Below are 18415 nucleotides of genomic sequence, written 5' to 3' on the forward strand. Positions count from 1 at the left end.
CCGATCGTGGAGTATTGCGGATCACCCGGCACGGGGGATGTGCAAGGGGCCGAGAGCCAGCACCGCGCGGAACTCCTTCGGCGGCACCGGACGGGAGAACAGCCACCCCTGGTACGCGTCCACGCCGACACCGCGCAGCACGTGGAACTGCGTCGCGGTCTCCACGCCCTCCGCCACGCACTTGCGCCCCATGGCCCGCGCCATGTCGACCACCGCCTTCGCCACCGCGAAGTCCGACGAGTCGTTGCCCACCCCGGAGACGAACCGGCGGTCCACCTTGATGATCTGCGCCGGCAGGTCCTTGAGCCGGGCCAGCGACGAGTAGCCGGTGCCGAAGTCGTCCACCGCGAACCGGATGCCCCGCGACGCCAGCTCGTCCATCGTGGCGCGCACCCGTGACGGCAGGTCCACCAGCGCGGTCTCCACCAGCTCCAGCACCACCCGGTCCCACGGGATGCCCGCCTCGGCGATCGTGTTGGCCACGATGTCGACGAACTCCGGGTCGCCCGGCACGAGACCGGCGAGGTTCACCGCGACCGACACCGGGTGCCCACCGGGCTCCGGCCAGGTCGAGGCCTCCTTCAACGCGGTCCGCAGCACCCACCGGTCCAGCTCGCGCAGCAGGTCGCCCTGCTCGGCCACGGGCAGGAAGACGTCCGGCGGCAGCAGGCCGCGGTCCGGGTGCGGCCAGCGCACCAGCGCCTCCGCGGTCTGCACCACGCCGTCCACGCCGACGACCGGCTGGAAGTGCAGCGTGAGCCCGTCGTGCGCCAACGCGTCCCGCAGCTGCCCCTCCAGGTGCACCTGCCGGTCGGCCGACGCGATCAGCGCCGCGCTCGCCAGCGACACCCGGCCCGCGCCGGCCCGCTTCGCCTCGAACATCGCGGCGTCGGCGAACCGCAGCAGGTCGTTCCCGGTGGCGCGGGACCCGTTCGGCACGGCCGCGCCGATCGACGCCGACACCCGGACCAGCTGCCCGTGCACCGGCACCGCCGTGCGCAGCAGCCCGGCGACCCTGGTCGCCAGCGCGTCCACGCCGCCGACCCGGTCGATGTTCTCGCAGATGATCACGTACTCGTCACCGGACAGGCGGGCCGCCGTGCAGCTCTCCGGCAGGCCGCCTTCGAGCCGCCGCGCCAACGCCACCAGCAGCTCGTCGCCCGCGTCGTGACCCAGCGAGTCGTTGACCCGCTTGAAGTTGTCGATGTCGCAGAACAGCACCGCGACCTTGGCCCGCTCCGGCGACTCCAGCAGGTCGGCCAGCATCTCCTTGACCAGCGCCCGGTTCGGCAGGCCGGTCAGCTCGTCGTGGGTGGCCTGGTGGCGCAGCGCCTCGGCGGTGCGGCGGCGCTCGGTGATGTCCTGGAACACGATCAGCCAGAACCGGCGGCCGTCGTCCTGCACGGACAGCGCGATGTGCAGCTCGCAGTACACCTGCACGCCGTCGCGGCGGACCAGTATCCGCTGCGGGATCTTGTGCGTGCGCTCGGCGTCCGGCGCGGACATGCTGTCGATCGACGGCAGCGGGTTGCCGCTGTCGTCCGGGTGGGTGAGCGCGCCCGCGGTCATGCCGCGCAGCTGCTCCAGGTCCATGCCGAGCAGGTCGCACAGGGCGTCGTTGGCGTCGACCAGCCGCTCGCCCTCGTCGAACAGGCCGATGCCGACCGGCGTCAACGACACCAGGTCCGTGAACCGCTGGCTGGACCGCTTCATCCGGGTCTCGGCGGCGCGCTGCTCGGTGATGTCCTGCGCGGTGCCGACCGCGAGCGGGCGGCCGTCCGGGCCCTTGACCACGACGCCGTAGGAGCGGAACACGCGCGTCTTGCCGTCACGGCGCACGATCCGGTGCTCCAGCTGGATCGGCACCTCCTCGGTGGCCAGCTGCTGCCACAGGTCGTCCACCCAGCCGCGGTCGTCGGGGTGCACGAGGTCGAGGTAGGTCTGGTAGCGGGTCTTCTCGTCGCGCGGCACGCCGAACAGGTCGGTCAGCATGTCCGACCACACCACGTCGCCGGTCTGGAGGTTCCACTCCCAGACGCCGAGCTGGGCGGCCTTCTGCGCGTCGGCGAGCCGGCGGCGGTCGTCGCGGAGCTGGCGTTCCAGCGCGCGGGCCTCGGTGACGTCCTGGATCGTGCCGTGCAGCCGGCCGATCTTGCCGCCCTCGAACCCGGCCCGCGCCCGGCACACGTAGACGCGATCGCCGGTCTCGCTGCGCACCTCGGCCTCGAACGTGTGGTCGTCCGCGCCGTCCTTGGCGTCCAGCAGCTTGCGCCGCAGGTCCTGCAGCAGTGGCCGGTCGTCCGGGTGCACGCCGCACAGCAGGTCGTCGTCCGGGACGACACCCATCTGGGCGTACATCTCCAGCAGCACCTCGCTGCGGTGCACCGCACCGGTCCCGATCTCGTAGCTCCAGCTGCCCATGCGCGCGATGCGCTGCGCCTCCAGCAGCCGGGCGCGCTCGGTCTCCAGCGCCCGGTCGGCCTGCCACTGGTCGGTGATGTCGCGGATGTAGCCGGTGATGAACTGGGTCCGGCCGTCGGACCTGAGCTTCGCCTCGGCCACGCCGCGGATCCAGCGCAGCCGCCCGTCCGGGCGGGTGATGCGGTAGACGATGTCGATCGGGTTGCCGTCGAGTTCGCGGTTCGCCCAGTAGCTGGCGACCATCTCGTAGTCGTCGGGGTGCACCACGTCCAGCACGGCCTGCGCGCCGGGGACCACCTCGCCGGGACGCACGCCCATCATCTCGTAGTGCGACTCGGACCACACCGTGACGCCGGTGTCCGGGTCGTACTCCCACGAGCCGATCTGGGCGACGTTCTGCACGGTGCGCAACCTGCGTTGTTCGTCACGCAGGTCCTCGGCCGCCTGCGCCAGGTCCGACACGTCCACCAGCAGCACGGCGTGCAGCCCGGTGCCGGGCACCTGGGTGCGCACCACGCGGACCGGGAGCAGCGAGCCGTCGGCCTGGTGCAGGCGCAGGTCGTCGTCGGTGCCGAGCAGCAGCTCGCCGAGGGAACGACCGACGAGGTCGTCGGCCGCCCGTGCCTTCGTCAGCGCCACCGCAGCGGCGCTCGCCCGCATGACGACGCCCTTGGGGTCGCACAGAAGCGAGGGAGCCTCGGGCAGTGCGATGCCGTCCAGCTCCACCTCGCCGTTCTGCGGACGCGCAGACTCGATCACCACCGGAGCGCGTCCAACCCGCTTGGGCACGGTCTCACCTTCCCGTGTCTACGGCAGGGATGACCGGCCCGACCGCACCCGATAGCGGACCCCAGGTGGGGTGCCCCTCTCCACGGGCAATATGCACCCGAGGAGAGGGACGTTATCGCTTCGGAGCGTCATCGCCCACCCCTCAACGGGCTAACGAAACAACACGTTCGCGGTTTCGTTGCCTGCCGACGGAGGCGGGCGGATGCGGCCGGAGCTCTCCCAACTCCGACTGGAGTCAGGCTACTCCGTCCTGACGGGCTGCCAAGGCCACCGCAGCCGCCACTTCCGGCCCGACCCGCGGGTCAAGGGCGCTCGGCACGATCCGGTCGACGGCCAGGTCGTCCGCGGCGACCGCGGCGATGGCCTCCGCGGCGGCCAGCTTCATGCCCTCGGTGATCTTCTTCGCGCCCACGTCCAGCGCACCCCGGAAGATGCCCGGGAACGCCAGCACGTTGTTGATCTGGTTCGGGAAGTCGCTCCGGCCGGTGGCGACCACGGCGGCGTGCCTGCCGGCGACCTCCGGGTGCACCTCGGGGTCCGGGTTGGACAGCGCGAACACGATCGAATCCCGAGCCATGCTCGCGATCAGCTCTTCGGGCACCTCCGACGAGGAGACGCCGACGAAGACGTCCGCGCCGCGCAGCGCCTCGGTGATGCCGCCGCGCAGGCCGCTGCCGTTGGTGACCTCGGCCAGCTGCGCCTTCACCGGGTTCAGCCCGTCCCGGCCCACGTGCACGATGCCGCGCGAGTCGAGCACGGTGACTTCGCCGATGCCCGCGGCCAGCAGGATCTTCGCGCAGGCCACACCCGCCGCGCCCGCACCGGAGACGACCACGCGCTGGTTCGCCATGTCCTTGCCCAGCACGGCGTTCGCACCGCGCAGCGCCGCCAGCACGACGACCGCCGTGCCGTGCTGGTCGTCGTGCATGACCGGCACGTCCAGGGCCTCGATGAGCCGGGCCTCCAGCTCGAAGCAGCGCGGCGCGGCGACGTCCTCCAGGTTGACCGCGCCGAACGACGGGCGCAGCCGGACCAGCGTCTCCACGATCTCGTCCACGTCCGTGGTGTTCAGCACCAGCGGGATGGAGTCGAGGCCGCCGAACGTCTTGAACAGCGCCGCCTTGCCCTCCATCACCGGCAGCGACGCGCTCGGGCCGATGTCGCCGAGGCCGAGCACGGCGGTGCCGTCGCTGACCACCGCGACCAGCCGGTGCGCCCACGTGTACTTGGCGGCGAGACCCGGGTCCTCCGCGATGGCGCGGCTGACCCTCGCCACACCGGGGGTGTAGGCGATGGCCAGGGCGCGCGGGTCGGCCAGCGAGGCGGTCGCGCCGATGGCGAGCTTGCCGCCCTCGTGCGCGCGGAAGATCTCTTCGTCGGTCAATTCGGTGGACGTCTGCGTCGAATTCACCGGTTTGTGATCCATCCGGAGTGGGTCGTTCAATGCGGTCACGGAAGTCCCTCCTGCGGTGCGCGATACCTGCGGCGCACCGGGACCGGCGTTGTCACGCGGGTCGACGGGGCCTGAAGCGGACTCGTCCACGCGGTCTGCGGGACGGTCCTGGGAGTGGTGTGCGGGCCACTATGGCAGCGACGGGGACGGCTGTCTGCGGCGGGGATCACAGTTTTTCCGCAGGTCAGAGGCAGTTTCGCAGAACGTACGTCCGGTTTTCTGGACCGACCGGTCAGTTTCCGCAGGCAGGATCGGTCCAGAGCCGGCGCGTTCTAGGGTGTTCGCCATGCAGGTACGCGAGCTGAAAATTTCCGGCGCATTCGAGTTCATCCCTTCGGTGTTCCCCGACGACCGCGGTCTGTTCGTCGCACCGTTCCAGGAAACCGCGTTCCTGGAAGCCGTCGGTCATCCGCTCCGGGTCGCGCAGACCAACCACAGCGAGTCCCGCCGGGGTGTGGTGCGCGGCGTGCACTTCGCCGACACGCCACCCGGACAGGCGAAGTACGTGCACTGCCCGCGGGGGCGGCTGCTGGACGTCGTGGTGGACCTGCGCGTGGGGTCGCCGACGTTCGGCGAGTGGGACGCGGTCGAGCTGTCGTCGGACCGGTTCAACTCGATGTACCTGGCCGAGGGGCTGGGCCACGCGCTGATGGCGTTGGAGGACGGCACCATCACGGCGTACATGTGCTCGGAGGGGTTCAACCCGAAGGCCGAGCGGGCCGTGCACCCGCTGTCGCTGGGCCTGCCGTGGCCGGCCGACGTGACGCCGCTGCTGTCGCCCAAGGACACCGCCGCGCCGACGTTGGAGGAGGCGCGCGACGCCGGGCTGCTGCCGTCGTACGACGACTGCGTGGCCTGGTACGAGAAGCTGCGGCACTAGAGCCCTAGCGAAGGCGGCGCGGGCGTGGCCAGAGGCGGAACCGGACCACGCCCACCACTTCGGCGGGGCCCAGCGTGCGGGAGTCGGTGGAGGCGAACGGGTTGTCGCCCTCCACGTGCCAGCCCTCGCCATCACGCCGGACGGCGCGCTTGACCGACAGCTGAGCGGGGCGCGCCGGCCACCTGACCAGCACAAGATCGTTCGGACGTGGCGCGGTCCCGTAGCGGACGAGGACGACGTCCCCGGTCCGGAGCGTCGGGACCATGGACGGTCCGACCACCCGAACCAGCGGCAACGGGTTGCCTTCCGGCCGTGCCAACGATCACCTCCACCTGCTCGCGCCGAGGCCCCGGAGTAGGGTTCGTCACGTCGGAGCATCCACTGTCAGGGAGGAAAGATGCGACTTCTGTCGCGCATCCGTTCACTCCGCCGCCCGCTCCTGGAGGCCACCGCGCACTGCGACCTCCCGTGCGGTGTTTACGACCCGGCCCAGGCCCGGATCGAGGCCGAGTCCGTCAAGGCGATTCAGGAGAAGTACCAGGCGAACGAGGACCCGGAGTTCCGCGAGCGCGCCGTGCTGATCAAGGAACAGCGCAGCGAGCTCGTCAAGCACCACCTGTGGGTGCTGTGGACCGACTACTTCAAGCCGCCGCACTTCGAGAAGTACCCGGAGCTGCACGACCTGTTCAACAAGGCCACCAAGGCCGCGGGCGCGTCGGGCACGAAGGGTTCCATGGACCCGGCGAAGGGCCAGGAGCTGCTCGACCTGATCGCCCAGATCGACAAGATCTTCTGGGAGACCAAGGCGGCAGCCTGACCGCCAGTTCTACCCGGCGCTGACCAGCGGAAGGACCTTCGGCTGGTCAGCGCCGTTTTTCTGATGGCGATGAGAGGCGTGACCAGGACATGGCAGCTACCGGTGACCACTCGACCGTCCGCACGGGCAGCGCTACCTGATGGCCTCGCCGGTCGAAGCACAGGTGCTCCTCTGCGACGCGGCGGTGAGCGACCCCTCGGGGAAGCTCCACATGCTCGGCGCGGGCTGGAGCACCATCCGGACACCGCTGTCCCCGCACGCCGTGGCGGTCCTGTTCCGCATCCCGTGGGACCGGGCCAACCAGAAGATCGACTTCTCGCTGAAGCTGCTCGACTCCGACGGGCACCCGATCCACCTGCCCACCCCGAACGGTCCGCAGGAGCTGGGCGAGGAAGGCCAGATCGAGGTCGGCCGACCGCCCGGCGTCACGCCCGGCAGTCCCCTCGGCGGCGCCCTCGCCCTGTCGATCCCCCCGCTGCCGCTGCCGCCCGGCCGGTACGAGTGGCGGCTCCGCATCGCCCAGACCGACATCGGCACGTCGTTCGAGGTCCTGGGCGAAGCCTGACCGGGGCCTCGCTCGGCTCCGTGACGACCGCCGGCTTCCCGTCCGGGCACACCGACGTGCCGCCGGCGAACCGCTCGCCCCGTCCGCCGCGATCGGTGCCCCGCCCCGTGCCCGGACGGCGGCCTCCGTAAGCTCGGGCTCGTGACCTCACACGTCTACCTGCTCCGGCACGGCCAAACCGAGTGGTCCGAGAGCGGGCGGCACACCGGGTTTACCGACGTCCCGCTGACCGAGGCAGGCGTGCAGCAGGCACGACGCGCCGGTGCCGTGCTGGCCCGGCTGCGCGGGACCGACCTGCCACCCGCGCTGGTGCTGACGAGCCCCCGCCAGCGCGCCTGGCGGACGGCCGAGCTGGCCGGTCTGCACGACGTCGAGCAGACCGAAGAGCTGGCCGAGTGGAACTACGGCGACTACGAGGGCCTGACCACGCCGCAGATCCGGGAGACCGACCCGGGCTGGACGGTCTGGACGCACGCCGTGCCGAACGGCGAGACGCACGACGAGGTGCACGCGCGCGCGGCCAAGGTGCTGGACCGCGCCCGGCACGCGTTGCAGAGCGGTGACGTGGTGCTGGTCGGGCACGGGCACTTCAGCCGCGTGCTGATCGCCACCTGGCTGAACCTGCCGCCGAGCGAGGGTGTCCACTTCGGACTCGACCCGGCGGGCACCACGGTGCTCGGCGACGAGCGCGGCGACCCGCAGGTGCGCCGGTTGAACGTGCCGGCCTGGGAAGTCGACGTTGACTGATCCTCGAGTCCGCCGCGTCCGGGAGGAGGACGTGCCCGCCGTCGTGGGGCTGGTCGAGGAACTGGCCGAGTACGAGCGGGCGCGGCACGAGTGCCACCTGACCGCGGAGCAGCTGCACGACGCGCTGTTCCGCCCGTCACCCGCCCTGTTCGGCCACGTGGCCGAAGTGGACGGCCGGGTGGTCGGCGCGGCGCTGTGGTTCCTCAACTTCTCCACGTGGCGCGGTACGCACGGCATCTACCTCGAAGACCTCTACGTCCAGCCTGCGCAGCGCGGCAGCGGACTCGGCCGGGCGCTCCTGCAGGCCTTGGCCGAGGAGTGCACCGCCCGCGGCTACGCGCGGCTGGAGTGGGGGGTGCTCGACTGGAACGCGCCGGCGATCGGCTTCTACAAGTCGCTCGGCGCGGTCCCGATGGACGAGTGGACCGTCTTCCGCCTCACCGACGACTCCCTCACCCGACTGGGGCGGGACGACTGACGGCGGTCTGCCGGATCAGGCCGATCCACCACACGAACGTGAACGCGATCACGGTCGGGTTCTTCACGAACAGCAGCACGGCCAGGTAGGTCTGCCGCGCCGCGTCCGGCAGCAGGCCGCCGACGCCCTGCTCGGCACCGAGGTCGAAGACCAGGAACGCCACCGCCAGGAACACGGCCTGCCACACCAGGCTGGGCCAGTGGCGCGCCGTGAACGCGGTGAAGTTCTTCCACCGCAGCCGTTCACCACGGGTCGCCAGCCGCCAGATCGCCACGACGAGCAGCACCCGTGCCACCACCACGACGACCTCCGACGCGAGCGCCACGCCGCCCGGCACCTCGTCGCCCCAGTTCACCACCACGAGCCGCTGCACGGACGCGACCAGCGACAGCCCGACGATCAACCGCCAGTGCTCCGCGTAGAACCGACCGGCCCAGCGCGGCACTTCCAGCGCCAGCCTCAGCTCCGACATCCCCACCCACTCCCTCTGCCACCAAACATTTTAGTTCAGTGTACTGAAATATCGGGCGCGGTAAAGTGACCGTCATGGACGGCCGGGACTTCGGACGTGAGCTGAGCACCGCGGTGGTCGCGTTCCACGAGGCCGTGGGCGCGCACCTCGGCGTGACGGCGGTCGACCAGCGCGCGCTCGCGCTCATCGGCAGCAAAGGGCCGATGTCGGCGGGCGAGCTGGCGAAGGAGATCAACCTGACGCCCGGCGCGATCACCGGCGTGGCCGACCGGCTGGAACGCGCGGGCCTGGTGCGACGGGAGCCCGACCCCGGCGACCGCAGGCGGGTCGTGATCAGCGCGGTCCCGGGCGCGTTCGGACCGGTGTTCGCGGGTCTGGCGGCGGCGATGGACGACGTGGTCGCGCGCTACGGCCCGCAGGAGCGGCAGGTCATCGCGGACTGGGTGACGCGGACGATCGACGTGCTGAAGGAGCAGACCCGGTTGCTCAGCGCCGCCGGAAAGCCCGCGGCGGGCAAGCCCGCCGGACGACCGTGATCCGTCGCACCACCGCGAGCCGATGGGCAGGCGGGAGGTTCAGCGGTTCGACCGCTTGACGCCGACGGCGCCGTAGGAGACGGCCTCCGCGCCGGTCGCCGGCTCGGCCTCGCCCCGCCACCGCGTCGCCAGCACCAGCCCCGGCTCCACCAGGTCGAACCCGGAGACCAGCGCCTCGACCTCCGCCTTCGACCGGGCCACGATCGGCGTGCTCGTCTCGGCGACCACGCCGACCAGCCCCTCCACCAGGTCCGGCTGCTCGTCGGCGGTGAGGTGGCTGACCACGAGGTGGCTGCCGTCGGCGATCGCGTCGCGGTAGCGGGCGACCAGTTCGACCGGGTGCTCGTCGTCCCGGATGCACGGCAGGATCGCGACCATCAGCAGGGCGACCGGGCGGGACAGGTCGAGCATGCCGCGCACCTCGGGGGTGGCCAGCACCGCGTCCACGTCCCTGATGTCGGCCTCGGCGATGGCGGCGCCGGCGTTGTCGCGCAGCATGGTGCGGCTGTGCGCGACGGTCGCGGGCTCGTTGTCCACGTACACCACGCGGCACGTCGGGTCGGCCTGCTGGGCGACCTCGTGCACGTTGCCGGCGGTCGGGATGCCGGAGCCGAGGTCGAGGAACTGGCGGATGCCCCGCGCCACGCACAGGCGCACGGCCCGGCGCATGAACGCGCGGGTGTGCTGGACGATCGCGGCCGTCGGGACCTTCTCCATGGTCTTCTCGGCGAACTCGCGGTCGACCGCGAAGTTGTGCGCCCCGCCCAGGTAGTAGTCGTACAGCCGGGCCACGTTGGGGCGTTCGACATCACCGTTGGTCGACACCCACCTCGGGGGGTTCTGCACTGCGCACCTCACCCTGCCTGCACCCGGAGCGGCGCGAACGCCTGCCAGACGGTATCTGGCTACTCCGTTCGTGTCCATCCGCCAAGTGTGAACACGCAGGGTGATTGTGACTGGTGAGTGGCCCGGATTCAAACCGCGTGGTGCCCCGGCCGAGGGGGCGACGCAGGGGAGAGGTTCGAGCCCCCACGGCCGGGGAGTCGGGTCACACGCCGGCGTAGGACGCGATCCAGCTGCGGTAGCGGGTGACGGCGGTGTAGTTCGAGCGGGACGAGCGGTCGCTCGTGGAGGCCACGCCCACCTGGTAGCGGCGGCCGTCGACCGGGCTGGTGGCGAACATCGGGCCGCCCGAGTCGCCGCCGGCCGCGATGCCGTCGATCCGGGACACCGAGATGGCGATGCCGCCCCGGTAGTCGCTCCCGTTGACGGAGGTCACCCTGGTGTTGGCGTACTTCAGGTAGCGCGACTGGCAGTTGATCTCGGGCTGGTTGGTGCAGGTGGCGCCCCAGCCGTAGAGCTGCACGGTCTGGTTGACGGCCACGGCGGTGGTCGTGCCGAGCGGCGCGTAGGTGCCCGCGACGGACCGGTCGAGCCGCGCCAGCGCCAGGTCGGCGGACGGGTGCTGGATGATCTGGACGGCCGTCGCCATCGTGCCGCCGGTGGTCTGGTCCAGGCTGCCGATGCGGAACGTGTAGGTGCCCGAGCTCGCCACGCAGTGCTGGGCGGTCAGGACCCAGGTCGGGGCGATGATCGTGGCCGAGCAGTTCTGCTGGCCGTTGCGGAACAGCCGGGCCGCCCACGGGGCGTTGGTCGCCGTGCCGCCGCCGATGATGTACGGCTGGACGTCGGACTCGGTGGCGGAGGCCGTCGGTGCCAGCGCGGTCAGCGCGAGCGCCGACAGCACTGCGGTAGTGGCTCCGACCAATGCGGACAGGGCGCGATGGAGTCGCATGGAGTTGTCACCTCAACGAACGCAGGGATGGTGAATTCACCACCCACAGCGTCACCTGTTGGAGTGAAGCTGGCCACCCTCCGTTAGTCGGCGATCACCCAGCCGATAGTCGGCGACCGAATGCGTTATCGGCGGGCGGTATGACCCCCGCGGTATGGCCCTGCCGGTACGCCCGGTCAGTCGTCGTCTTCGTCCACGCCCAGCGCCCAGCGGCGCACGGGGTTGGTGAACAGCAGCACGAGCGTGATCACCACGTAGACGCCCAGCAGCGAGCCCCAGAGCTGCCGGTCGGACGGCCCGTACATGTACCAGGCGACACCCAGCAGGAGGAGCTGCACGACGACCGAGGGCGTCCGCCCCCAGTGCTTGCCGAGCACCAGCCCGCCGCCGGCCGCGAGCACGCCGGCCGACAGCACCGCGAAGTAGGCGGCCTCGCCGAGCACCTCGCCGGACTTCTCCGCGCTGAACGACCGCACCACCAGCGCGACCGCGAAAGCCACCCCGACGAGACCCTGCAACGCGGTGAGCGCGCCGGCTGCCCGGACCGCTGGTGGGACCTTGCCCTGGGTCGACACGCTGGCCCTTTCCTCACGGTGCGTACTCGTCACGCATCGTAGGCCACCCGGTTGGCGTGTCCCGTTCGGCCGTCGCAGGGGCGAAGATCACAGGAGTCTTCGGCGAGCCGGCGGTCGGGTCGGGGTGCACTTGTCGAGACGTCCGGCAATGCGGTCAGCGGAAAGGAGATGTGGACCACTTTAGTGCGGTGGAGCCCTCCTAACGGGTGACACGTGACCAGCCCAAGGTCACGCGCTGTCTTACCCTGCACTGGTGCGCGCACTTCTGGTGGTCAACCCGCAGGCGACGGCGACCACGCCTGCCGGTCGAGACGTGCTGGCGCACGCCCTGGCCAGCGATGTGAAGCTCGACATCGTCGAGACGGATTACCGCGGACACGCGGCGGATGCCGCCGCGCGTGCGGTCGTCGAGGACTACGACCTGGTCGTGGCCCACGGCGGCGACGGAACCGTCAACGAGGTCGTCAACGGAGTGCTGCGCGAGGGTGCGCGGCCCGGCCTGCCGATGCTGGGCGTGGTGCCCGGCGGGTCGGCGAACGTCTTCGCGGGCGCGCTCGGCCTGCCGCGCGACCCGGTCGAGGCCACCTACCGCCTGCTCCAGGCCATCGAGCACGGCACCAGCCGCAAGGTCAGCCTCGGGCACGTGACGGCGACCGGCGCCGGGGAGGACCACGCCCGCTGGTTCACCTTCAACGCGGGCGTCGGCTGGGACGCGGACGTGGTCGCGGCCGTCGAGGAGCAGCGGGCCAAGGGCCGCCAGGCCTCACCCGCCCTCTACGCGCAAACCGCGCTGACCAGCTACTTCAGCCAGCGCCGGCGGCGTTCCACGCTCACCGTGAAGATCCCGGACGAGCCCGCCTTCGAGGACGTGCGGCTGGCGTTCGTCTCGAACACCGACCCGTGGACGTACCTCCGGGACAAGGCGATCCGGCTCAACCCGAGCACCTCGTTCGACGGCGGTCTGGGCCTGTTCGCGTTGCACGGAGTCGGATTGCCGACAGTTCTTCGCTATGTGACGCATCTTCTGGCGACGGATGGGAACCCCAAAGGCGGAAACCTGCTCCGGAGGGACGACGTCGAGTACGTCCGGGTGACGAGCCCGGAACCAGTCAACCTCCAGGTGGACGGCGACCTCCTGGGCACCTGCACGGAAGTGGAGTTCACAGGTGTGACGGGCGCGCTCACGGTGGCTGTGTGACCGTGGTGTGACCGCCCCGGTACCGATCCGCGATGTTGTGACCTGCTGTGACTCCACTGGGTACACCACCACGTGAACCCAGTCGATCTTTCGGGTGAGTTCACTCACCGGGTTGGTGCTAAACCCTTGACATCCCGGCCGTTCGTGAAAGCATTCACAAGCACCCCAAAACCGACCGCTGACGAGTGGCGCGCTTTCGCGCGCGCCTAGCTGAGGAGTAGTTCCAATGGACTGGCGCCACCGCGCGATCTGCCGCGACGAGGACCCCGAGCTGTTCTTCCCCGTGGGGAACAGTGGTCCCGCGCTCCTCCAGATCGCCGAGGCGAAGACCGTCTGCCGCCGTTGCCCCGTCGTCTCCGACTGCCTCGCGTGGGCACTGGAGAGCGGCCAGGACGCCGGCGTGTGGGGCGGGATGAGCGAAGACGAGCGGCGCGCCCTCAAGCGTCGCAACGCTCGCACCCGGGCTCGCAGCAACGCCTGAGTGCCACACAGAGCACAGACGAAAGGCCCGACACCGTGCCAGGTGTCGGGCCTTTCGCTTTGTTGCACACCCTCCCGCATGACGCACGTGACACCGCTGAGACAGGTCGTCACGTGTGCACGGGTAGCAGTCTAACGCCGGGCTCTGAGCGGTACGCGCAGGACCGCCTCTGTACCGCCCCGGGGCCTCCGCCGCAAGCTCAAAGAGCCCCTGAGTTCGGATTCCACCAGGGTGCGCACGATCTGGAGGCCGAGCCGGTCGGTGCGCTCCAGCGAGAAGCCCTGGGGCAGGCCGCGACCGTCGTCCGAGATCACCACGTCCAGCCACTTCGCCGAGCGCTCGGCGTGGACCACCACTTCGCCGCGCTGACCCGCCGCGTACGCGTGCTCGAACGCGTTCTGCACGAGTTCGGTCAGCACCATCACCAGCGGGGTGGCGAGCTCGGCCGGCACGATGCCGAACTTCCCCTCGCGGCGCACCACGACCTGCGACTCGGTGGCGGCGACGTCGGACATCATCGGGATGACCTTGTCCACCACGTCGTCCAGGTCCACCCGCTCGTCCACCGACATGGACAGCGTCTCGTGCACCAGCGCGATCGACGTGACCCGGCGCACCGACTCGGCCAGCGCCTCGCGCGCCTCCTCGCTGCTGGTCCGACGGCTCTGCAAGCGGAGCAGCGCGGCCACGGTCTGGAGGTTGTTCTTCACCCGGTGGTGGATCTCGCGGATCGTCGCGTCCTTGGACATCAGCGCCCGGTCCCGCCGGCGGACCTCCGTGACGTCCCGGCACAGCACCAGGGCGCCGGCCGCACTGCCGCGCGGGCGCAGCGGCAGCGCCCTGAACAGCACCGCCGCGCCGCGGCGCGATTCGGCCTCGATGCGCATGCTCGGCTGGCCGTCGAGGGCCGACCGGATGCGCTGGGCGACCTCGGTGGCGTCGAACGGGTCGCCGATCAGCGACCTCGTCAACGGCGCCAGGTGCACGCCGACCAGGTCGGACGCGTGGCCCATGCGGTGGTAGGCGCTCAGCGCGTTGGGACTCGCGAACACCACCGCGCCGGACGCGTCGAGCCTGATCAGGCCGTCGCCGACGCGCGGGCTGGTGTGCACGTCCGGGGACGGCTCGGTGGTCGGGAACGTGCCGTCGGAGATCATCTGGCACAGGTCGGCGGCGCTGCCGAGGTACGAGATCTCCAACGGGCTCGGCACCCGCGGCACGGCCAGGTTGGTGTTGCGGCTGAGCACCGCGATGACCTCGTCGTGCCGCTTGACCGGGATCGCCTCACGGCGGACCGGCACGCCCAGGTGCCAGCGCGGGTCCTCCTCGCGGCAGATCCGCGACTCGGTGATGGCCCGCCGCAGCTGGGGGTGCTCCTCGACGTCGACCATGCTGCCGACGACGTCCTCGGGGTGCGCCGTCGGCGCGGTCGTCGGCCTGGCCTGGGCGACGCACAGGAACGTGGCGTCGTCCAGCGGCACCCACATCAGGAAGTCGGCGAAGCTGAGGTCCGACAGCAGCTGCCACTCCGCGACCACCAGTTGCAGGTGGTCGACGGCGGCGCCGGAGAGCTTGGTGTGCTCGGCCAGCAGGTCGGTGAGGGTGGACAGCTACTCCACCACCGCGATGAGGTCGCCCTCCTGCACCACGTCACCGGGGGAGACGGCGATGCGAGTGATCCGGCCCGCGCCCTCGGGGAGGACCGGGATCTCCATCTTCATGCTCTCCAGCAACACGAGGATGGTCTCGTGCGTGACCTCATCGCCTTCCTTGACGGCGATCTGGGCCACGTTCGCGACGATCTCGGCACGGATTTCCTCGGCCATGGTCCTCCTTCGTTCGGGACTCATCCAACCACGATTCAGACCCCGTGCCGTGCCCAGGTGACCGCGTGACACACTGTCCGAAGGTAGTTCGAGCACTAGGAGAACCCCATGTCGAAGCGTGCCCGCAAGCGCCGCGACCGCAAGAAGGGTGGCGCCAACCACGGGAAGCGCCCCAACGCCTGATCAACTTCACGGCGTGCGAAGGCCCCGGAGCACCCGCTCCGGGGCCTTCGACCTTCCCGGGTCTTTCTGGGGTTCGCATTAGGGGTACCCCCGCGAAAGGACCGCCGTCAGCTGCTCGACCGTCAGCTGCTCGACGGCTCGGACGCCGTGGTGGTGGTCGTCGTCGTGACCTCCACCTCGACCTCGACCGTCGTCTGCTCCGTGGTCTGGTAGAGCCTGGCCCGCAGCCGCCGCCGCAGCTCCTCGGGCGCGTGCTCGCCGCCGCACTTGCGGGCCAGCAGCGCCTTCAGGTGCTCCTCGATGCCGTACTGCTCCAGGCAGGGGTGGCACTCCTCCAGGTGGTGCTGGAGCAGCGACTTCCGCCGCTCGTCGCACTCGTGGTCGAGGAAGAGGTACACCTCGGCCAGCACCTCGGAGCAGTCCGTTTCGTGTGGTTTGCCGCAGCTCATCAGCCCGCCACCTCCTGCCGACCGCTGCGCAGGAACCCGCGCTCCCGCGCGGTGTCCGCCAGCTGGTCGCGAAGCTGCCGGCGGCCCCGGTGCAACCGGGACATCACGGTGCCGATGGGGGTGCCCATGATGTCTGCGATCTCCTTGTACGCGAAGCCCTCCACGTCCGCGAGGTAGACCGCGATCCGGAACTCCTCGGGTAGGCGCTGCAAGGCTTCCTTGATGTCTGAGTCCGGCAGCAGGTCCATCGCCTCGACCTCGGCCGACCGCAGCCCGGTCGACGTGTGGCTCTCCGCCTGCGCCAGCTGCCAGTCCGTGATCTCGTCCGTCGGCTGCTGGATCGGCTGGCGCTGCTTCTTGCGGTAGCCGTTGATGTAGGTGTTGGTGAGGATGCGGTAGAGCCAGGCCTTCAGGTTCGTGCCGGCCGAGAAGGACGCGAAAGCCGCGTACGCCTTCAGGTAGGTCTCCTGGACCAGATCCTCCGCGTCGGCCGGGTTGCGGGTCATCCGCAGGGCGGCCGAGTACAACTGGTCGAGCATCGGCATCGCGTCGCGCTCGAACCTCGCAGCGCGCTCAGCCGTCGTCTCGTCCGTCGGCGTGGCCTGCGTTCGCGTGGCTGGCACCGCGCTCCCTTCCCACCCGCTGGTCGGCGCGGTGGACTGAACTGGCTGGGACGCAGTCGAGGATACGCGGCGGTCGCCCGGCCGGCAGGGAGCCGACCCACGCGGCGGACGTGCCTTGACCGGCCTGCCGACCTGCTGATCCATCACCTCGGTAGCCACGTCGGCACCAACGCGACGAACGCGCCGCTCATTCCCCGCCCGTCGTCCTGCACTATCGTGCGCGATCATGGCCGGACGTGGGACGCCCGCCACCGCGTTGCTGGAGAAGCAGAAGGTGGCGCACGAGCTGCACGCGTACGAGCACGACCCCCGCCACGAGTCGTACGGGCTGGAGGCCGCGGAAGCGCTCGGGATCGCACCCGAACGGGTGTTCAAGACCCTGGTGGCGGAAGTGGACGGCAAGCTCGCGGTCGGGGTGGTGCCGGTCACGGGGCAGCTGGACCTGAAGGCGTTGGCCGTCGCCCTCTGCGGGAAGAAGGCGAAGATGGCCGACGTCGCGGCGGCCGAGCGCGCCACCGGGTACGTGGCGGGCGGCATCTCGCCGCTGGGGCAGAAGAAGCGGCTGCCGCTGGTGCTGGACGCGTCGGCGGAGGGCTTCGAGACCATCCACTGCTCGGCCGGGCGGCGCGGGCTCGAGGTCGAGATCGCACCGGAAGACCTGGTCAGGCTCACGCAGGCAGTGGTGGCGCCGATCTCGGCCTGAGTCGCACCCGGCCCGGACCCCTGCCTTGGTTCACACTTCGAGCGGGCGCAGCACGCGGTCCAGCCACTCGCCGACCGCGCGGCCCACCCCGTCCAGGTCGGCCTTGAGGTTGTGGTCGCCGGGCAGCAGCACGACTTCGCGGTGGTGCGCCGGGACGGGGCGGCCGAACGGGTCGTTCTCGCCCTGCACGACCAGGACGGGCACCTCGACGCCGTCCAGCTCGGGCATCCGGGACTTCTCCGGCTTGCCCGGCGGGTGCACCGGGAACGCCAGGCACAGCACCGCCACCGACTGGCCCTCCGACGACGTCCGGCACGCCACCCGCGCGCCCGACGACCGGCCGCCGAACACCATCGGCAGGCCGTCGAACCAGCGTGAACCCAGGTCTTCCGCGATCGCCAGCCACGCCGCGTCGAGCTGGTTGGCGGGCGCGGGCGCACGACGGCCGGCCACCCGGTACGGCTGCTCCACCAGCGCCACGTGCACGCCGACGGCCACCGCCGCCCTCGTCGCCGCCACCAGGTCGGGCGCGGCGATCCCGCCGCCCGCGCCGTGACCGAGCAGCAGCGCGGCCCGGCCTTCGGCGGCGCAGTGCATCTCGGCCCGAGCCGGGCCGTGCGGGGTGTCGACCACCCGCTTCGTCATGACAGCTCGAACAACGTGGGCTCCGGCTGCTCGGACTCGCCCAGGCGGACCGCGGTCATCAGCGACGGGTCGTTGTTCCGGACGCTGTTGACCTTCATCGACACCGGCCGCAGCTCCAGCGCGTCGACCAGGTCCAGGTCGGGCGCGAGCAGGTCCTTCGGGTCGGTGTTGTCCGGGTCGAGCCAGGCCGCCCAGCGGTCCTTCGGCAGCACCAGCGGCATCCGGTGGTGCACGGACGTCATCTCGCCGATCGCGTCGGTGGTGAGCACGGCGCAGGTGATGATCGGCTTGCGCTCGTCGCCCTCCTGCTGCCACCACACCGACCAGATGCCCGCCATGGCCAGGCTGGAGCCGTCACCGGGGTTGATGAAGTACGGCTGCTTGCGGCCCTCCCCCGGCTGCCACTCGTACCAGCCGGCGGCCGGGACGATGCACCGGCGCTTGGCCGCCGAGTCGCGGTAGGCGGGCTTCTCCAGCACGCTCTCCGACCGCGCGTTGATCATCTTCGCGCCGCCGGAGAGGTCCTTGGCCCAGTGCGGGACGAGGCCCCAGCGCATCACGCGGACGCTGCGCTCCGTGGTGTCCGGGTCGGGGTTGCCCTCGTCGTCACGCGGGTGGCGTTCCACGACGGCCGGCACCGACTTGGTCGGCGCCACGTTGAAGTCCGGGCCGGGCACGACGCCCTCGGTGGCGTCCACCGCGTCGAACTCCGCCGCGAGCAGCGCCGGGTTCTTGGTGGAGGCGTACCTGCCGCACAAAACCTGATCACCTCTGACGAT

23 protein-coding genes are annotated in these 18415 nt (G+C 70.8%); 10 read left to right on the forward strand and 13 right to left on the reverse strand.

The window, feature by feature from the left end; all coding sequences use genetic code 11:
• Positions 1 to 21: 21 nt before the first annotated feature.
• Positions 22 to 3210 (reverse strand): sensor domain-containing protein, encoded by a 3189-nt coding sequence (locus OQ02_RS33170; RefSeq protein WP_081916117.1) that lies wholly within the window; start codon positions 3208 to 3210, stop codon positions 22 to 24.
• Positions 3211 to 3445: 235 nt separating this feature from the next.
• On the reverse strand, positions 3446 to 4636 hold the full coding sequence (locus OQ02_RS33175; RefSeq protein WP_051773097.1) for an NAD(P)-dependent malic enzyme: 1191 nt from the start codon (positions 4634 to 4636) through the stop codon (positions 3446 to 3448).
• A gap of 313 nt (positions 4637 to 4949) precedes the next feature.
• On the opposite strand from OQ02_RS33175, the gene OQ02_RS33180 reads away from it, so the two are divergent.
• Positions 4950 to 5543: a dTDP-4-dehydrorhamnose 3,5-epimerase family protein gene (locus OQ02_RS33180; protein ID WP_033442656.1), complete on the forward strand. Its 594-nt coding sequence runs from the start codon at positions 4950 to 4952 to the stop codon at positions 5541 to 5543.
• A gap of 4 nt (positions 5544 to 5547) precedes the next feature.
• Here the strand turns inward: OQ02_RS33180 and OQ02_RS33185 are convergent, their stop codons facing one another.
• Positions 5548 to 5862 carry a S24/S26 family peptidase gene (locus OQ02_RS33185; protein ID WP_269321656.1) on the reverse strand — a complete coding sequence of 105 codons (315 nt, stop codon included), beginning with the start codon at positions 5860 to 5862 and terminating at the stop codon, positions 5548 to 5550.
• A 78-nt stretch (positions 5863 to 5940) separates the two neighbouring features.
• On the opposite strand from OQ02_RS33185, the gene sodN reads away from it, so the two are divergent.
• From sodN to OQ02_RS33210, 4 genes are all read left to right on the forward strand, one after another.
• On the forward strand, positions 5941 to 6360 hold the full coding sequence (gene sodN / locus OQ02_RS33190) for a superoxide dismutase, Ni (RefSeq protein WP_033442608.1): 420 nt from the start codon (positions 5941 to 5943) through the stop codon (positions 6358 to 6360).
• 139 nt (positions 6361 to 6499) lie between these two features.
• Positions 6500 to 6925: a DUF6941 family protein gene (locus OQ02_RS33195; protein WP_051773098.1), complete on the forward strand. Its 426-nt coding sequence runs from the start codon at positions 6500 to 6502 to the stop codon at positions 6923 to 6925.
• A gap of 141 nt (positions 6926 to 7066) precedes the next feature.
• A complete protein-coding gene (locus tag OQ02_RS33205; protein ID WP_033442610.1) occupies positions 7067 to 7672 on the forward strand; it encodes a histidine phosphatase family protein in 606 nt (201 codons plus the stop codon).
• Positions 7665 to 8150, forward strand: a complete 486-nt coding sequence (locus tag OQ02_RS33210; RefSeq protein WP_033442611.1) for a GNAT family N-acetyltransferase — start codon at positions 7665 to 7667, stop codon at positions 8148 to 8150. The genes OQ02_RS33205 and OQ02_RS33210 overlap by 8 nt, the downstream gene beginning before the upstream one ends.
• On the opposite strand, the gene OQ02_RS33215 is transcribed toward OQ02_RS33210, so the two are convergent.
• A complete protein-coding gene (locus tag OQ02_RS33215; RefSeq protein WP_156077466.1) occupies positions 8125 to 8622 on the reverse strand; it encodes a hypothetical protein in 498 nt (165 codons plus the stop codon). The genes OQ02_RS33210 and OQ02_RS33215 overlap by 26 nt on opposite strands.
• 74 nt (positions 8623 to 8696) lie before the next feature.
• Here OQ02_RS33215 and OQ02_RS33220 point away from each other — a divergent pair, with 74 nt between their 5' ends.
• Complete coding sequence (locus OQ02_RS33220; protein WP_033442660.1) at positions 8697 to 9158, forward strand: MarR family winged helix-turn-helix transcriptional regulator; 462 nt, start codon at positions 8697 to 8699, stop codon at positions 9156 to 9158.
• 39 nt (positions 9159 to 9197) lie between these two features.
• Here the strand turns inward: OQ02_RS33220 and OQ02_RS33225 are convergent, their stop codons facing one another.
• From OQ02_RS33225 to OQ02_RS33235, 3 genes are all read right to left on the reverse strand, one after another.
• Positions 9198 to 10004, reverse strand: a complete 807-nt coding sequence (locus OQ02_RS33225) for an SAM-dependent methyltransferase (RefSeq protein WP_033442612.1) — start codon at positions 10002 to 10004, stop codon at positions 9198 to 9200.
• 202 nt (positions 10005 to 10206) lie between these two features.
• Positions 10207 to 10953, reverse strand: a complete 747-nt coding sequence (locus tag OQ02_RS33230) for a S1 family peptidase (protein ID WP_033442613.1) — start codon at positions 10951 to 10953, stop codon at positions 10207 to 10209.
• 176 nt (positions 10954 to 11129) lie between these two features.
• Positions 11130 to 11561: a hypothetical protein gene (locus OQ02_RS33235; protein WP_081916118.1), complete on the reverse strand. Its 432-nt coding sequence runs from the start codon at positions 11559 to 11561 to the stop codon at positions 11130 to 11132.
• A 220-nt stretch (positions 11562 to 11781) separates the two neighbouring features.
• On the opposite strand from OQ02_RS33235, the gene OQ02_RS33240 reads away from it, so the two are divergent.
• Both OQ02_RS33240 and OQ02_RS33245 read left to right on the forward strand, forming a co-directional pair.
• On the forward strand, positions 11782 to 12726 hold the full coding sequence (locus OQ02_RS33240; RefSeq protein ID WP_033442615.1) for a diacylglycerol/lipid kinase family protein: 945 nt from the start codon (positions 11782 to 11784) through the stop codon (positions 12724 to 12726).
• A 226-nt stretch (positions 12727 to 12952) separates the two neighbouring features.
• Entirely contained in the window at positions 12953 to 13207 is a 255-nt protein-coding gene (locus tag OQ02_RS33245; RefSeq protein WP_015104912.1) for a WhiB family transcriptional regulator, read from the forward strand.
• A gap of 131 nt (positions 13208 to 13338) precedes the next feature.
• Here OQ02_RS33245 and OQ02_RS33250 read toward each other — a convergent pair whose 3' ends face one another.
• Together OQ02_RS33250 and OQ02_RS33255 are read right to left on the reverse strand one after the other, a co-directional pair.
• Positions 13339 to 14817: a PAS domain-containing sensor histidine kinase gene (locus OQ02_RS33250; RefSeq protein WP_033442616.1), complete on the reverse strand. Its 1479-nt coding sequence runs from the start codon at positions 14815 to 14817 to the stop codon at positions 13339 to 13341.
• The gene (locus OQ02_RS33255) at positions 14818 to 15033 is read right to left on the reverse strand and encodes a biotin/lipoyl-binding carrier protein (protein WP_156077467.1); all 216 of its coding nucleotides are present in this window, start codon (positions 15031 to 15033) and stop codon (positions 14818 to 14820) included.
• 108 nt (positions 15034 to 15141) lie between these two features.
• Here OQ02_RS33255 and OQ02_RS47300 point away from each other — a divergent pair, with 108 nt between their 5' ends.
• Positions 15142 to 15216, forward strand: coding sequence for a 50S ribosomal protein bL37 (locus tag OQ02_RS47300; protein ID WP_096498094.1), 75 nt, complete (start codon positions 15142 to 15144; stop codon positions 15214 to 15216).
• A 122-nt stretch (positions 15217 to 15338) separates the two neighbouring features.
• On the opposite strand, the gene rsrA is transcribed toward OQ02_RS47300, so the two are convergent.
• On the reverse strand, positions 15339 to 15665 hold the full coding sequence (rsrA, locus tag OQ02_RS33260; protein WP_033442618.1) for a mycothiol system anti-sigma-R factor: 327 nt from the start codon (positions 15663 to 15665) through the stop codon (positions 15339 to 15341).
• Positions 15665 to 16288, reverse strand: coding sequence for a sigma-70 family RNA polymerase sigma factor (locus tag OQ02_RS33265; protein WP_033442619.1), 624 nt, complete (start codon positions 16286 to 16288; stop codon positions 15665 to 15667). The genes rsrA and OQ02_RS33265 overlap by 1 nt, the downstream gene beginning before the upstream one ends.
• Positions 16289 to 16514: 226 nt before the next feature.
• On the opposite strand from OQ02_RS33265, the gene ybaK reads away from it, so the two are divergent.
• The gene (gene ybaK, locus OQ02_RS33270) at positions 16515 to 16991 is read left to right on the forward strand and encodes a Cys-tRNA(Pro) deacylase (protein ID WP_033442620.1); all 477 of its coding nucleotides are present in this window, start codon (positions 16515 to 16517) and stop codon (positions 16989 to 16991) included.
• Between the two features lie 30 nt (positions 16992 to 17021).
• Here ybaK and OQ02_RS33275 read toward each other — a convergent pair whose 3' ends face one another.
• Together OQ02_RS33275 and OQ02_RS33280 are read right to left on the reverse strand one after the other, a co-directional pair.
• Positions 17022 to 17636 carry an alpha/beta hydrolase family protein gene (locus OQ02_RS33275; RefSeq protein WP_033442621.1) on the reverse strand — a complete coding sequence of 205 codons (615 nt, stop codon included), beginning with the start codon at positions 17634 to 17636 and terminating at the stop codon, positions 17022 to 17024.
• Entirely contained in the window at positions 17633 to 18394 is a 762-nt protein-coding gene (locus tag OQ02_RS33280; RefSeq protein ID WP_033442622.1) for an SOS response-associated peptidase, read from the reverse strand. The genes OQ02_RS33275 and OQ02_RS33280 overlap by 4 nt, the downstream gene beginning before the upstream one ends.
• Positions 18395 to 18415 lie beyond the last annotated feature (21 nt).

Source organism: Saccharothrix sp. NRRL B-16314, from assembly GCF_000716595.1.
Lineage (GTDB): Bacteria > Actinomycetota > Actinomycetes > Mycobacteriales > Pseudonocardiaceae > Actinosynnema.